14 protein-coding genes are annotated in these 15,036 nt (G+C 65.0%); 1 reads left to right on the top strand and 13 read right to left on the bottom strand.

The features are described from left to right. Positions 1–41: 41 nt before the first annotated feature. Positions 42–1,826 carry an ABC transporter transmembrane domain-containing protein gene (locus tag SFB74_RS12150; RefSeq protein ID WP_432731060.1) on the top strand — a complete coding sequence of 595 codons (1,785 nt, stop codon included), beginning with the start codon at positions 42–44 and terminating at the stop codon, positions 1,824–1,826. 21 nt (positions 1,827–1,847) lie between these two features. Here the strand turns inward: SFB74_RS12150 and SFB74_RS12145 are convergent, their stop codons facing one another. Genes SFB74_RS12145 through nuoE form a run of 13 tightly spaced genes read right to left on the bottom strand, consistent with a single transcriptional unit; the run spans position 1,848 to position 15,033 of the window. Then, positions 1,848–2,309: a DUF1178 family protein gene (locus SFB74_RS12145; RefSeq protein ID WP_432731059.1), complete on the bottom strand. Its 462-nt coding sequence runs from the start codon at positions 2,307–2,309 to the stop codon at positions 1,848–1,850. Positions 2,310–2,317: 8 nt separating this feature from the next. Continuing rightward, positions 2,318–2,938 carry an NUDIX domain-containing protein gene (locus tag SFB74_RS12140; protein WP_432731058.1) on the bottom strand — a complete coding sequence of 207 codons (621 nt, stop codon included), beginning with the start codon at positions 2,936–2,938 and terminating at the stop codon, positions 2,318–2,320. 19 nt (positions 2,939–2,957) lie between these two features. Beyond that, positions 2,958–3,263 carry a DUF2818 family protein gene (locus SFB74_RS12135; protein ID WP_432731057.1) on the bottom strand — a complete coding sequence of 102 codons (306 nt, stop codon included), beginning with the start codon at positions 3,261–3,263 and terminating at the stop codon, positions 2,958–2,960. Positions 3,264–3,278: 15 nt separating this feature from the next. Then, positions 3,279–4,766, bottom strand: a complete 1,488-nt coding sequence (gene nuoN / locus SFB74_RS12130; RefSeq protein WP_432731056.1) for an NADH-quinone oxidoreductase subunit NuoN — start codon at positions 4,764–4,766, stop codon at positions 3,279–3,281. 24 nt (positions 4,767–4,790) lie between these two features. Then, positions 4,791–6,269: an NADH-quinone oxidoreductase subunit M gene (locus SFB74_RS12125; protein WP_432731055.1), complete on the bottom strand. Its 1,479-nt coding sequence runs from the start codon at positions 6,267–6,269 to the stop codon at positions 4,791–4,793. Between the two features lie 24 nt (positions 6,270–6,293). Further along, positions 6,294–8,327: an NADH-quinone oxidoreductase subunit L gene (gene nuoL / locus SFB74_RS12120; RefSeq protein ID WP_432731054.1), complete on the bottom strand. Its 2,034-nt coding sequence runs from the start codon at positions 8,325–8,327 to the stop codon at positions 6,294–6,296. A 7-nt stretch (positions 8,328–8,334) separates the two neighbouring features. Beyond that, a complete protein-coding gene (nuoK, locus tag SFB74_RS12115) occupies positions 8,335–8,643 on the bottom strand; it encodes an NADH-quinone oxidoreductase subunit NuoK (protein WP_019653383.1) in 309 nt (102 codons plus the stop codon). Next, positions 8,640–9,293: an NADH-quinone oxidoreductase subunit J gene (locus SFB74_RS12110; protein WP_126018304.1), complete on the bottom strand. Its 654-nt coding sequence runs from the start codon at positions 9,291–9,293 to the stop codon at positions 8,640–8,642. Before SFB74_RS12110 ends, nuoK begins: the two co-directional genes overlap by 4 nt. 38 nt (positions 9,294–9,331) lie before the next feature. Further along, a complete protein-coding gene (nuoI, locus tag SFB74_RS12105; protein ID WP_019653385.1) occupies positions 9,332–9,853 on the bottom strand; it encodes an NADH-quinone oxidoreductase subunit NuoI in 522 nt (173 codons plus the stop codon). Positions 9,854–9,870: 17 nt separating this feature from the next. Next, a complete protein-coding gene (gene nuoH / locus SFB74_RS12100) occupies positions 9,871–10,950 on the bottom strand; it encodes an NADH-quinone oxidoreductase subunit NuoH (RefSeq protein WP_019653386.1) in 1,080 nt (359 codons plus the stop codon). After that, a complete protein-coding gene (nuoG, locus tag SFB74_RS12095; RefSeq protein WP_432731053.1) occupies positions 10,947–13,118 on the bottom strand; it encodes an NADH-quinone oxidoreductase subunit NuoG in 2,172 nt (723 codons plus the stop codon). Before nuoG ends, nuoH begins: the two co-directional genes overlap by 4 nt. 20 nt (positions 13,119–13,138) lie before the next feature. Further along, on the bottom strand, positions 13,139–14,479 hold the full coding sequence (gene nuoF / locus SFB74_RS12090; protein WP_432731052.1) for an NADH-quinone oxidoreductase subunit NuoF: 1,341 nt from the start codon (positions 14,477–14,479) through the stop codon (positions 13,139–13,141). Then, positions 14,479–15,033: an NADH-quinone oxidoreductase subunit NuoE gene (gene nuoE, locus SFB74_RS12085; protein WP_432731051.1), complete on the bottom strand. Its 555-nt coding sequence runs from the start codon at positions 15,031–15,033 to the stop codon at positions 14,479–14,481. Before nuoE ends, nuoF begins: the two co-directional genes overlap by 1 nt. Positions 15,034–15,036 lie beyond the last annotated feature (3 nt).

The following is a 15,036-nucleotide window of genomic DNA, read 5'->3' as shown; positions in this document are numbered from 1 at the left end:
AGGCTACCTTTGTAGAGGCAAGGGATCGGTAGAATCGGCGCATGGCTTCCACCCCACCGTCTTCCATGGCCAAGGGCTCGCCCCGATCGCTATCGGGCCTGAGCCCTTTTCTTCGCCCGTACCGCGTGCAGATCGTGCTGGCGGGCGTCTTCCTGGTGATGGCGGCGGTCACCACGCTGGCTTTTCCTATCGCCTTGCGCAGCCTGATTGACAACGGCCTCATCAGCTCCGACAAGGGCGCCCAGACCATGGCGCTGCGCGAGCACTTCGGCGCCCTCTTCGCCGTGGCCGTGGCGCTGGGCGTGTTCTCGGCGGCGCGTTTCTATACGGTGAGCTGGCTGGGCGAGCGCGTGACGGCCGACATCCGCAACGCCGTCTACGGCCACGTGCTCAGGCAGAGCCCCGCTTTCTTCGAGACCACGCAGACCGGCGAGGTGCTGTCGCGCCTGACGGCCGACACCACGCTGGTGCAGACGGTCGTCGGCTCCTCGCTGAGCATGGGCCTGCGCAACGCGGTGATGGGCGTGGGCGCCCTGGCGGTGCTGATCTGGACAAACCCCTACGTCATGGTGCAGGTGCTGGGCATCCTCGTGCTGGTGGTGCTGCCGAGCATGGTGTTCGGGCGCCGTGTGCGAAAGCTCTCTCGCGCCAGCCAGGACCGCGTGGCCGACTCGAGTGCCATCGCAGCCGAAGTGCTGAACGCCATTCCGGTCGTGCAGAGCTACACCGCCGAAGGCCGCGAGGCCGACCGTTTCAGCGGTTCGACCGAAAACGCCTTCCGCACCGCCGTGCGCCGGACCAGGGCGCGGTCGGTGCTGGTGGCCTTCATCATCATCGCGACCTCGGCGGCGTTGCTGTGGGGCCTCTACCAGGGCACGCAGGCCGTGCTGCGCGGCGACATCACCGCCGGCCACCTGGGCCAGACCGTCGTCTACGTGGCCATCCTCGCCAGCGCGACCGCCGTGCTCGGCGAGGTATACGGCGACCTGCTGCGCGCGGCCGGTGCGACCGAACGGCTGATGGAACTGCTGCATGCGCCCGCCGCCATCGTTTCACCCGCGAACCCGGCGGTTGCGCCCGTTCCCGTCGCGGGCAGCGCAATCAGCTTCGACGCCGTGACCTTCCACTACCCTTCCCGCCCCGGCACGCCGGCATTGCGCGACTTCAGCCTGGACATCGCACCGGGCGAAACCGTGGCGCTGGTGGGATCGAGCGGCGCCGGCAAGAGCACCGTGTTCCAGCTGCTGCTGCGCTACTACGACCCGCAATCGGGCCGCCTGCTGCTCGACGGCGCGCCGCTGGCCTCGCTCGCCCTGCCCGAACTGCGCAACCGCATCGGCCTCGTCCCGCAGGACGCGGTGATCTTCTCGGCAAGCGCCTTCGAGAACATCCGCTACGGCCGCCCCGAGGCGACCCCGGAGGAAGTGGAGGCCGCCGCCCGCGCCGCCTTCGCCCACGACTTCCTGCAGGCCCTGCCCGAGGGCTACGACACCTTCCTCGGCGAGCGCGGCGTGCGGCTTTCGGGCGGACAGCGCCAGCGCATCGCGATCGCGCGCGCGATCCTGAAGAACCCGCCGCTGCTGCTGCTCGACGAAGCCACGAGCGCGCTCGATGCGGAAAGCGAACGCATGGTGCAGGCGGCGCTGGAATCGGCGATGGAGAACCGGACCACGCTGGTGATCGCGCACCGCCTGGCCACGGTGCAGAAGGCCGACCGCATCATCGTGCTGGACCACGGCGGGATCGTCGAACAGGGAACGCACGCGGCGCTGGTTGCACAGGGCGGTGTGTATGCGCGGCTGGCCGCGCTGCAGTTCACGGCCTGAGCGGGCCGACTGCGCTTCCAGCTACTGCAGGGTTTCCTTTAGCGCCGCCGGAATCGGCAGCGCCATGACCGGAATACCTTCATCGAGCAGCGCTTCGGTCTGCTCGGGGGTAGCCTGCCCGCGGATGCCGCGTTCGCGAGTCTCGCCGTAGTGCATCTTCCGGGCCTCGTCGGCAAAGCGCTCGCCGACGTCCTCGGTCTTTGCCAGCACTTCGCGCACGGCGCGTATCCAGCGGGCTTCCGGCGAAGTATCGGCGGGAACATTGGCTGCTGCTGCCGCGGGTGCAGGCGCTGCGGCCTCCTGCGGCGCCTTGGCATTGCCCAGGTTGAGGCGCGGCGCGCTCAGCAGCTTGACGATGGCGGTGTCGCCGCAAACCGGGCATTCGACCAGGCCTGAAGCCAATTGGGTCTCGAAGTCCTCGCTCGAGGCGAACCAGCCTTCGAAGCCGTGGCCGTGGGTGCAGCGGAGATCGAGAACCTTCATGGCGCGGATTATCCCGCGCTGCCTTGGGCGGGTGCGGCCTGCCAGTCCAGTGCCCATGCGCCCGAAAGGACGTTCTGCAGCCAGAGCGTGCAGGTCAGCGTCTTGGCATCGGTGACCTTACCTTCACGGCACCAGCCGGCCAGTTCGTCGGGGGTGGCTGTGAAAACGTCGAGGAACTCGCCGTGGTCGAGCTGCCGCTCGCCGAGCGAGAGTCCGCGCGCGAAGTAGATGTGGATGATCTCGGTGGAGTACGCCACCGCGAGGTGCATCGCACCCGCGTAGGCCCATTCGCGCGCGGTGTAGCCGGTCTCCTCGATCAGCTCGCGTCGGCCGCAGTCGAACGGATCCTCGCCCGCGTCGAGCTTGCCCGCGGGAAACTCGATCATCACGTAGCCTACCGGGTAACGGAACTGCCGCTCCAGCACGACGCGGCCGTCGTCCAGCAGCGGGATCACCACCACGGCGCCCGGATGCACCACGTACTCGCGCGTGGCGCTGTGGCCGTCGGGCAGGCGGATGGTGTCGCGGCGGGCCTTCAGGAACTTGCCGTTGAACAGCTCCTCGCGGCTCTGGAGCTCTTCCTTCAGGTGCGAATCGGCTGTGGAGGTGTCGGTCGGCTTGGTGGTCATGGTCGGTCGCTCGTCTTCTTCAGTGCCTGTGCTTCATCAGGTAGCGCCAGGTGAACCCCGGAAAGGCCAGCACGATGAACAGCGAGCCTGTCACCGCATAGAACTCCCAGCCCTGCGCGGCGATCTGCCCTGCCCTGCGCTCGAACAGCAGCCCGACGCCGCCGGCCAAAAAGTACAAGACCACCAGTTCGGCGAGACGCATCGCGAGCGACTTGGGAGCAGTCGCCAGCGGCACGACCCCGAACAGGCGGTCGTTGAAGAACGGCAGGTTGGCGGCCACGAGGGCCACCAGCAGAACGACCCAGACCGACGCGGTTTGCGACACCCGAGGTCGGCCGCGTCAGTGGGCCAGGGTTGCCACGATCGCGTCGTAGCACAGCGTCATCAGGCCGCCGGGCACGATGCCCAGGATCAGGATCAGCGCGCCGTTGATCGTGAGCACGGTGCGCACGTCGCGCGGTGCCGACACGGTGGTGGCCGTGACGGGCGCGTCGAAGTACATGACCTTGACCACGCGCAGGTAGTAGAAGGCGCCGATCAGCGACATCATCACCGCGAACACGGCCAGGCCGATATAGATGGCGTGGCCCGAGGCGATCAGCGCCTGCAGCACGGCCAGCTTCGCGTAGAAGCCGACCAGCGGCGGCAAGCCGGCCAGCGAGAACATCGCGATCGACATCACGCCGGCGTACAGCGGGCTGCGCTGGTTCAGGCCGGCCAGATCGGTGATCTCTTCGCTCTCGAAGCCTTCGCGCGCCAGCAGCAGGATGATGCCGAAGCTCGCCAGCGTGGTCAGCACGTAGGTCACGATGTAGAACATCGAGGCGCTGTAGGCGTACTGGGCGTTGTAGGTGCCCTGCTGGTCCGAGCCGGCGACCAGGCCGAGGAGCATGAAGCCCATCTGCGAGATCGTCGAATAGGCCAGCATGCGCTTCAGGTTGCTCTGCGCGATGGCGGCCAGGTTGCCGACCAGCAGCGAGGCAATGGCCAGCACCGCAAGCATCTGCTGCCAGTCGATGGCCAGCGGCTGCAGTGCGTCGACCAGCAGGCGAATGATGATGGCGAAGGCGGCCAGCTCGGGCGCCGCGCCGATCAGCAGCGTGATCGCCGTCGGAGCACCCTGGTAGACGTCGGGCACCCACATGTGGAACGGAGCAGCGCCCACCTTGAAGGCCAGGCCGGCGACGATGAACACCAGACCGAACACCAGCACCTGGTGGTTGACCTTGCCGCTGGCGATGGTCTTGAACACGTCGTTCACGTCGAGCGAACCGGTCGCGCCGTACATCATCGACAGGCCGTACAGCAGGAAGCCGCTGGCCATGGCGCCGAGCACGAAGTACTTCATGGCGGCTTCGCTGGCCACGGCGTTGTCGCGGCGCAGCGCCACCAGCGCGTAGCTCGACAGCGTGAGCAGTTCGAGGCCCAGGTAGATCAGCAGGAAGTTGCTGCCCGAGATCATCACGAACATGCCCAGCAGCGCGAACATGCTGACGGTGAACAGTTCGCCGCCGCGCAGCATCTCGCGGTCGGCAGCGTAGGGACGGCCGTAGACCAGCGTGACCATCAGGGCGACGGTGGCGAAGCACTTGAGCCAGTTGCCCATCGGGTCGCTGACGACCATGCCGCCGAAACCATAGATGGTCTTGGCTTCGGAAGCCTGCAGGCCCGACAGCACGGCGACCACGGCCAGCGTGAGCAGCGTGAGCACATAGGTGCGGGTACGGCGCGGGCTCGTGTCCGACAGGTCGACCAGCGCAATGATGCAGGCCATGACCAGCAACACGATTTCGGGGTAGATCGTGACCCAGCTGAGTTTGTCAATCATCTCGTTCTCTTCTTCAGCGTGGCATCAGGAGGGCAACTTGGAAATCGCCACGTGGCGCAGGAGCTCGGTCACGGAAGCGTCCATCGCGTCGGTGAACGGCTTCGGGAACAGGCCCATCCACAGCACGGCGATGGCCAGCAGTGCCAGCATCAGGAATTCGCGCGAATTGATGTCGCTGAGTTCCTTCACGTGGTCGTTGCCGACCGGTCCCAGATACACGCGCTTGTACATCCAGAGGGTATAGGCGGCGCCGAAGATCAGCGCGGTAGCGGCTCCGAGGCCGATCCAGAAATTGGCCTTCACCGCACCCAGGATCACCATCCACTCGCCCACGAAACCGGCGGTGCCCGGCAGGCCGCAGTTGGCCATGGCGAACAGCAGCGCGAACGCGGCGAACTTGGGCATGGTGTTCACGACGCCGCCGTAGTCGGCGATCTGGCGCGAGTGCACACGGTCGTACAGCACGCCGATGCCAAGGAACATGGCACCCGACACGAAGCCGTGGGCGATCATCTGAACGATGCCGCCGGACACGCCCAGCTCGTTGAAGATGAAGAAGCCGAGCGTCACGAAGCCCATGTGAGCGACCGACGAGTAAGCCACCAGCTTCTTCATGTCCTGTTGCACCAGTGCCACCAGGCCCACGTAGATCACGGCGATCAGCGACAGCGCGATCATGAGCCAGGCCCATTCGTGCGAAGCGTCGGGAGCGATGGGCATCGAGAAGCGCAGGAAGCCGTAGGCACCCAGCTTCAGCATGATCGCGGCCAGCACGGCGGAACCGCCGGTCGGCGCTTCGACGTGCACGTCGGGCAGCCAGGTGTGCACCGGCCACATCGGCACCTTCACCGCGAAGGCCGCGAAGAAGGCGAAGAACAGGAAGGTCTGCGCGGTCGAACCCAGCGGCAGCTTGTGCCACGACAGGATGTCGAAGCTGCCGCCCGACTTGTTGTACAGGTAGATCAGCGCCACCAGCATCAGCAGCGAGCCGAGCAAGGTGTAGAGGAAGAACTTGAATGCCGCGTAGATCTTGTTCGGACCGCCCCAGATGCCGATGATCAGGTACATCGGGATCAGCGTGGCTTCGAAGAACACGTAGAACAGCACGCCGTCGAGCGCGGCGAACACGCCGATCATGAAGCCCGACAGGATCAGGAACGCGCCCATGTACTGGTTCACGCGCTCGGTGATCACTTCCCAGGCCGAGATCACCACGATGACCGTGATGAACGACGTCAGCAGCACCAGCCAGAGCGACAGGCCGTCGATCCCGAGGTGGTAGTTGACGTTGAAGCGCGAGATCCAGCTCGTCTTCTCGACGAACTGCATCGCGGCGGTGCCGTTCTGGAAGCGCGTGAACAGCGGCACCGTGACCAGGAAGCTCACGATGGCACCGACGAGCGCGACCCAGCGCACGCCCTTGGCGTGCTCGTCACGGCCAAACGCCAGCAGCACGGCGCCGAATGCGATCGGCACCCAGATGGCAAGGCTCAACAAACCCATTTTTCTTTTTCTCCAGCGCTAGGCTCAGCGTTTGAACCAGACGAAGTACGTCATCAGGATGAAGATGCCGAGCAGCATCGCGAAGGCGTAGTGGTAGATGTAGCCCGACTGCATCCAGCGCACCACGCCGGAGATACGACCCACCACCTTCCAGGAACCATTCACCACGGCACCGTCGATCAGCGCCTGGTCGCCGCCCTTCCACAGGCCGGTGCCCAGGGCACGCGTGGCGCGGGCGATGACGTTTTCGTTGAACCAGTCCATGTAGTACTTGTTCTCGAGCAGGCGGTAGATCGGGCCGAAGGCGCGCTTGATTGCCGCCGGCAGCGCCGGGTTGATCATGTACATGTACCAGGACAGGACCACGCCGGCCAGCGCCAGCCAGAACGGAGCCGTCTGCAGGCCGTGGATGGCCATGGCCACCGGGCCATGGAAGGCCTCTTCCAGCTCCTTCATCGCGTGGTGCTTGGAAGCGTCCACGAAGATGGCGTTCTTGAAGAACTCGCCGAAGAGCATCGGCTCGATCGTCATGAAGCCGATCACGACCGACGGAATTGCCAGCAGCACCAGCGGCAGCCAGACGACCCAGGGCGACTCGTGCGGCTTGTGGTCATGGCCGTGACCATGATCGTCATGACCGTGGCCATGGTCGTCGTGGTGCGCGTCGGGGTTCTGGTCGTAGCGTTCCTTGCCGTGGAAGACCAGGAAGTACATGCGGAACGAGTAGAACGCCGTGATGAACACGCCGGCCAGAACCGCGTAGTACGCGAAGTTCGCGCCCCACAGGTGGCTTTCGTGCACAGCCTCGATGATGCTGTCCTTCGAGTAGAAGCCCGAGAAGAACGGCGTGCCGATCAGCGCGAGCGAACCCAGCAGCGAGGTGATCCAGGTGATCGGCATGTACTTGCGCACGCCGCCCATCCAGCGGATGTCCTGGTTGTGGTGCATGCCGATGATGACCGAGCCCGCGCCGAGGAACAGCAGCGCCTTGAAGAACGCGTGCGTCATCAGGTGGAACACCGCGACCGAGTAGGCCGAGGCGCCCAGCGCCACCGTCATGTAGCCGAGCTGCGAAAGCGTCGAATACGCGACCACGCGCTTGATGTCGTTCTGGATGATGCCCAGGAAGCCCATGAACAGCGCGGTGATGGCGCCGATCACGAGGATGAAGCTCAGGGCCGTGTCGCTCAGCTCGAACAGCGGCGACATGCGCGCCACCATGAAGATGCCGGCCGTCACCATGGTCGCCGCGTGGATCAGCGCCGAGATGGGGGTCGGGCCTTCCATCGAGTCGGGCAGCCACACGTGCAGCGGGAACTGGGCGCTCTTGCCCATCGCGCCGATGAACAGGCAGATGCAGATCACCGTGATGAGCATCCACTCGGTGCCCGGGAAGGTGATGCCGGCCAGCGTGCCCGCCTTGGCAAACGCCTCGGTGTAGTTCAGCGTGCCGGCGTAGGCGGCGATCAGGCCGATGCCGAGGATGAAGCCGAAGTCGCCCACGCGGTTGACCAGGAAGGCCTTCATGTTCGCGAAGATCGCGGTCGGCTTGTTGAACCAGAAGCCGATCAGCAGGTACGACACCAGACCCACCGCTTCCCAGCCGAAGAACAGCTGGAGCATGTTGTTGCTCATGACGAGCATCAGCATCGAGAAGGTGAACAGCGAGATGTACGCGAAGAAGCGGTTGTAGCCGTCGTCCTCTTCCATGTAGCCGATGGTGTAGATGTGGACCATCAGCGACACGAAGGTCACGACGCACATCATCATGGCGGTGAGGCCGTCGACCATGAAGCCGACTTCCATCTTCAGGCCGCCGACCACCATCCATTCGTAGAGGGTCTCGTTGAAGCGGGCGCCGTCGGCGATCACGCTCTTGAGCGTCATCGCCGAGATGATGAAGGCGACCAGCACGCCCAGGATGGTCAGCGAGTGCGTGACCTTGCGGCCGATGTGATTGCCGCCGAACTTCGTGCCGAACACGCCGGCGAGGGCTGCGCCGACCAGGGGTGCCAGCGGAACGGCCAGCAGTGTGGATGCGGAAAGGGTTGCGCTCATGTTGCTGTCAACCCTTGAGCGAGTTGAGTTCGTCGACGTTGATGTTCGACTTGTTGCGGAACAGCAGCACCAGCAGCGCCAGCCCGATGGCCGACTCGGCCGCGGCCACCGTCAGGATGAAGAACACGAAGATCTGGCCGTGCATGTCGCCCAGGAAGTGCGAGAACGCCACGAAGTTCATGTTGACCGCCAGCAGCATCAACTCGATGGCCATCAGCAGGACGATCAGGTTCTTGCGGTTCAGGAAGATGCCGATCACGGACAGCGCGAAGAGCATCGCGCCGAGCGAAAGAAAGTGTCCGAGCGTGAGCGTCATGCCTTGTTTTCCTTTGCAGCGTCCGCAGCTTCAACCACAGGCTCCGCGGCACGCGTTGCCGGCATCTGCACGATGCGCACGCGATCGCGCGCCTTCACGCGAACCTGGTCGGCCGGGTTGACGTACTTGCTGTCCTTGCGGGTGCGCAGCGTCAGTGCGATGGCGGCCACGATGGCCACGAGCAGGATGACCGCGGCGATTTCCAGCGGGTAGAGATATTCGGAGTAAAGCAGCTTGCCGAGTTCGAGCGTATTGGAAGTGTTGGCCGCTGCCGCGTTGGCCGCAGCGCGCGGCGCCTCGCCCAGGCGGAAGCCGCCCATGAGCACGGCCGCCATTTCGAGCGCGATCAGCGCACCCACGCCCGCCGCCAGCGGGAAGTGCTTCCAGAAGCCCTCCCGCAAGCTGTCGACGTTGATGTCCAGCATCATCACCACGAACAGGAACAGCACCATCACGGCGCCCACATACACGAGCACGAGCGAGATCGCGAGGAACTCGGCGCGCAGCAGCAGCCAGATGGCCGATGCCTGGAAGAAGGCCAGAACCAGGTACAGCGCGGCGTACACGGGGTTGCGGGCGGTGATGACGCGGAAGGCTGCGAACAGCAGCACCACGGCAAACAGATAGAACAGACCGGTCTTGACGTCCATTGGAATTCGAATTGGTACGGGTTTCGGGCTGAACCGGGTCAGCGGTACTTGGCGTCGGCCGCCTTGTTCGCTGCGATTTCCTTCTCGTAGCGGTCGCCCACGGCCAGCAGCATGTCCTTGGTGAAGTACAGGTCGCCGCGCTTTTCGCCGTGGTATTCGAAGATGTGCGTCTCCACGATCGAGTCGACCGGGCAGCTCTCTTCGCAGAAGCCGCAGAAGATGCACTTGGTCAGGTCGATGTCGTAGCGCGTCGTGCGGCGCGAGCCGTCGTCGCGCACATCCGATTCGATGGTGATGGCCAGCGCCGGGCAGACGGCTTCGCACAGCTTGCAGGCGATGCAGCGCTCTTCGCCGTTCTCATAGCGGCGCAGCGCGTGCAGGCCGCGGAAGCGCGGCGACAGCGGCGTCTTCTCTTCGGGGAACTGCACCGTGATCTTGCGGGCGAAGGCGTACTTGCCGGTGATGGCCAGGCCCTTGAACAGCTCGAACAGCATGAAGCTGCTCAGGAAGTCCTTGAGCGAGAAAGGCGCGGATGGTGTTGCGGTGTGAGCAGCAGACATGATGTTGGCGCTCCCTGTTATTTCCAAATGTTGAACGGCGTCTGCATCCAGCCACCGACCACGACCAGCCACACGAGCGTGACGGGAATGAAGATCTTCCAGCCCAGACGCATGATCTGGTCATAGCGGAAGCGCGGGAACGTCGAGCGCACCCACAGGAACATGGTGACCACGCAGAAGGTCTTGAGGCCCAGCCAGATCCAGCCCGGGATGAAGCTCAGGAACTCGAACGGAGGCAGCCACCCGCCGAGGAACAGCACCACGGTCAGGATCGACACCAGCCACATGTTGGCGTACTCGGCCAGGAAGAACATCGCGAAGCTCATGCCCGAGTACTCGATCATGTGGCCGGCCACGATTTCGGACTCGCCTTCCACCACGTCGAAGGGGTGGCGGTTGGTTTCGGCGAGGCCCGAGATGAAGTAGACGACGAAGATCGGCAGCAGCGGCAGCCAATTCCACGAAAGGAAGCCGACGCCCATGTTGGCGAACATGCCCTTGCCCTGAACGTTGACGATCTCGGTCATGTTCAGGCTGCCGGTGACCATCAGCACCACGACGAAGCAGAAGCCCATCGCGATTTCGTAGCTCACCATCTGTGCCGAGGCGCGCAGCGCGCCCAGGAAGGCGTACTTCGAGTTCGACGCCCAGCCGGCGATGATCACGCCGTACACCTCGAGCGAGGTGATGGCCATCACGAACAGCAGGCCGGCATTGATGTTGGCCAGCGCCACGTCGGGGCCGAAGGGAATCACGGCCCACGCGGCGAGCGCCGGCATGATGGTCATGATCGGGCCGAGCAGGAACAGGCCCTTGTTGGCGACCGTCGGAAGAATGATTTCCTTGGTCATCAGCTTGAGCGCGTCGGCGATCGGCTGGAGCAGGCCCAGCGGTCCGATGCGGTTCGGGCCGATGCGGATCTGCGTGAAGCCGATGGCCTTGCGTTCCCACAGCGTGAGGTACGCCACGGCCAGCATCAGCGGAATGACGACGACGATGATCTTGATCAGCGTCCAGACCACGGGCCAGACCACGCCAGTCCACCAGCCTGCGGCAACCAAGCCTTGGCCGAAGCCGTGAATGGTGTCGACGATCATGCCAGTGCCTCCTCGGCACGAGCCGTCACGTTCGATCCGGCCGATGCGTTGCGCGCGTCGGCGGTCAGCTGCAGCGACGGCGCGCGGCGCACGATCGAGTCGAGCTGGTAGATGCTCGCAACCACGGGCGCGGCAGCCGCACCGTTGGAAGCGACGGCAGCGGCGGCGGTCGCGTTGCTCAGTGCGTTGGCAGGCACGGCGCCCTTGTCACCGATGGTGGCCAACACTTCGGCGGTCGATTCGAACGCGAAGCCCGGCAGGCCCAGCAGGTTGGCCAGCACGCGCAGCACCTTCCACGCCGGACGCGCTTCGCCTTGCGGCTTCACGACGGCATGGAAACCTTGCAGGCGGCCTTCGGCATTGACGAAGGTGCCAGGGGTTTCGGTGAACGGAGCGATCGGGAGCAGCACGTCGCTGAACTCGAGGTTGGCCTTGAACGGGCTGAGCGTGACGACCATTTGCGCATTGCCGATGACATCGGCAGCGGCCTTGCCGGCAGCTGAGTCGAACACCGGCTCGTTGTTCAGCAGCAGCACGGCCTTCAGGCCGGAACCGGCGGCGAGCATGCGGCCGGCATCGAGGCCGCCGTTCTTCGGGAACGCGCCGACGAGCTGCGCGCCCACGGTGTTGGCGGCTTCGGTCAGGTAGCCGACGGTGGCGCCGGTCTGCGCGCCGATCCAGTTCGCCAGCGCCAGCAGGCTGCTGGCCTGGGCGTGGTGCGCGGCGGCATTGCCGAGCAGGATGGCCTTGCGTTCGCCGCTCAGCAGCGAGGCCGCGATGGCCTTGGCGGCGGCATCGGGAGCGTTCTTCGGAGCCAGCGGCGCGGTTGCGCCGTTGGTTTCACCGACGGCGGCGGCCACGGCGGCCAGTGCCTCTACCCACTGGTCGGCTTCGACGATGGACGACTGCGCCACGTCGATGGCCCAGGCATTGCGGTCAGCCATGAGGCTGGCCGAGGTGATCACCGACAGCGCGGCGCCCTTGCGCACGGCCTGGCGGATGCGCTGTGCGAACAGCGGATGTTCCTTGCGCAGGTTCGAGCCGACGACCAGCGCGCGCTGCACCTGCGTGAGCGATGCGATCGAGGTGCCGAGCCAGCGAACGCCTTCGAAGGCCGAGAATTCGGCGTTGCGCAGGCGGTAGTCGATGTTGTCGCTGCCGAGCTCACGCGTGAGCATGGTGGCGAGCTGCAGTTCTTCGAGCGTGCTGTGCGGGCTGACCAGCGTACCGATGCTCTGTGCGCCGTGGTCGGCCTTGATCTGCTTCAGGCCGTTGGCGACGTACTCGAGCGCCGTCTGCCAGTCGACCTGCTGCCACTGACCGCCCTGCTTCAGCATGGGCTGCGTCAGGCGTTCCGTGCCGTTGAGCGCTTCGTACGAGAAACGGTCGCGGTCGGCGATCCAGCATTCGTTGACGTCTTCGTTCTCGAGCGGCACCACGCGCATCACGCGGTTGTTCTTGACCTGGACGATCAGGTTGGCACCGGTGGAGTCGTGCGGGCTCACCGACTTGCGGCGCGACAGTTCCCAGGTGCGAGCGCTGTAGCGGAAAGGCTTGCTCGTGAGCGCGCCGACCGGGCAGATGTCGATCATGTTGCCCGACAGCTCGGAGTCGACCGAGTCGCCCACGAAGGTCTCGATCTCGGAGTGCTCGCCGCGGTGCGACATGCCGAGCTCCATCACGCCGGCCACTTCCTGGCCGAAGCGGACGCAGCGCGTGCAATGGATGCAGCGGCTCATTTCTTCCATGCTGATCAGCGGGCCGACGTCCTTGTGGAAGACGACGCGCTTTTCCTCTTCGTAGCGCGAAGAGGAACCGCCGTAGCCCACGGCCAGGTCCTGCAGCTGGCATTCGCCGCCCTGGTCGCAGATGGGGCAATCCAGCGGGTGGTTGATCAGGAGGAACTCCATGACCGACTGCTGCGCCTTGATGGCCTTCTCGCTCTTGGTGCGGACGATCATGCCCTGCGTGACGGGCGTGGCGCAGGCCGGCATCGGCTTGGGCGCCTTTTCCACGTCAACGAGGCACATGCGACAGTTGGCCGCGATGCTCAGTTTCTTGTGATAGCAGAAGTGCGGGATGTACGTGCCCGCCTTGTCGGCAGCATGCATGACCATGCTGCCTTCGGTCACTTCGACCTTCTTGCCGTCGAGTTCGATTTCGATCATGAGTATGTTTCTTCTCGCGCTCAGGCCTTGACGGGCGCCGTCGGAACGTGGCCCGGGATCAGGGCTTCGAACTCGTGGCGGAAGTGCTTGATCATTGCGCGCACAGGCATGGCCGCGGCATCGCCGAGCGCGCAGATCGTGCGGCCCATGATGTCGCCGGCGACGGAGTCCAGCAGCTGCATGTCGCTGGGCTTGCCCTGTCCGTTGTGAATGCGGTCGACCACGCGGTAGAGCCAGCCCGTGCCTTCGCGGCACGGCGTGCACTGGCCGCAGGACTCGTGCATGTAGAAATACGAGAGGCGCTTGAGCGACTCGACCATCGAGCGGCTGTCGTCCATGACGATCACCGCGCCCGAACCGAGCATGGAGCCGGCCTTGGAGATGGAGTCGTAGTCCATCGTGCAGTCCATCATGATCGACGCGGGCAGCACCGGCGCCGACGAGCCGCCGGGAATCACCGCCTTCAGCGTGCGGCCCTTGCGCACGCCACCGGCCAGCTCGAGGAGCTTGGAGAACGGAGTGCCCATCGGGATCTCGTAGTTGCCGGGCATCTCGACGTCACCGCTCACCGAGTAGATCTTGGTGCCGCCGTTGTTCGGCTTGCCGCACTCGAGGTAGGCCTGGCCGCCGTTGCGGATGATCCAGGGCACCGCAGCGAAGGTCTCGGTGTTGTTGATGGTGGTCGGCTTGCCGTACAGGCCGAAGCTCGCCGGGAACGGCGGCTTGAAGCGCGGCTGGCCCTTCTTGCCTTCCAGCGATTCGAGCAGCGCGGTTTCCTCGCCGCAGATGTAGGCGCCGAAGCCGTGGGCCGCGTGCAACTGGAAGTTGTACGTGCTGCCCATGATCTTGTCGCCGAGGTAGCCGGCGGCGCGTGCCTCTTCGAGAGCTTCCTCGAAGCGGTCGTAGGTCTGGAAGATCTCGCCGTGGATGTAGTTGTAGCCCACGCTGATGCCCATCGCATATGCGGCGATGGCCATGCCTTCGATCACGATGTGCGGGTTGAACTGCAGGATGTCGCGGTCCTTGCACGTGCCCGGCTCGCCTTCGTCCGAGTTGCAGACGAGGTACTTCTGGCCCGGGAACTGACGGGGCATGAAGCTCCACTTCAGGCCGGTCGGGAAGCCGGCGCCGCCGCGGCCGCGAAGGCCCGAAGCCTTGACTTCGGCGATCACCTGGTCGGGCGTGAGGCCCTCGGTCAGGATCTTGCGCAGGGCCTGGTAGCCGCCGCGCGCTTCGTAGTCGGCCAGGCGCCAGTTGGTGCCGTCGAGGCCGGCATAGATCTGCGGCTCGATGTGGCGGTCATGGAAGCAGGTCTGGACGCCGGTCGCCTGGAACTGCTGGAGAACTTGCTCGGGTGACATCAGGAAGCCTCCCCCTTGGTGGCCGGTGCGGAGCTGCGCAGACCGTCGACGAGCTGGTCGAGCTTCTCGTTGCTCATGAAGCTGCACATCGTGCGGTCGTTGACCAGCATCACGGGCGAATCGGCGCAGGCGCCGAGGCATTCGCTCTGCTGCAGCGTGAACAGGCCGTCGGCCGTGGTCTCGCCCATCTTGATGCCGAGCTTCTTCTCGAGATGCACGAGAGCGGTGACGCCGTCGCGCAGCTGGCAAGGCAGGTTGGTGCACACATTGAGCTTGAACTTGCCCACCGGGTGCTGGTTGTACATGTTGTAGAAGGTCGTCACCTCGTGCACGGCGATGGGCGCCATGCCGAGGTACTCGGCGATCTCGCGCTCGCGCTGCAGGCTGACGTAGCCCTCGTCCTGCTGGACGATGGACAGGCAGGCCATCACGGCCGACTGCTTGCCCGCTTCGGGGTACTTCGCCACCTCGCGCGCAAAGCGCTCGAGGATCGCGGGCTTCAAAGGAGAAGAAGGCGCCGAAGGCGCCGAGTGATGGTGGGTCGAGGAAGTCATTCG

Origin of the sequence: Variovorax xiamenensis, from assembly GCF_050916385.1 — a bacterium.
Classification (GTDB): domain Bacteria; phylum Pseudomonadota; class Gammaproteobacteria; order Burkholderiales; family Burkholderiaceae_C; genus Variovorax.
Note: the sequence above shows the minus strand (reverse complement) of the source record. Positions and strands in the feature narration are given on the sequence as shown.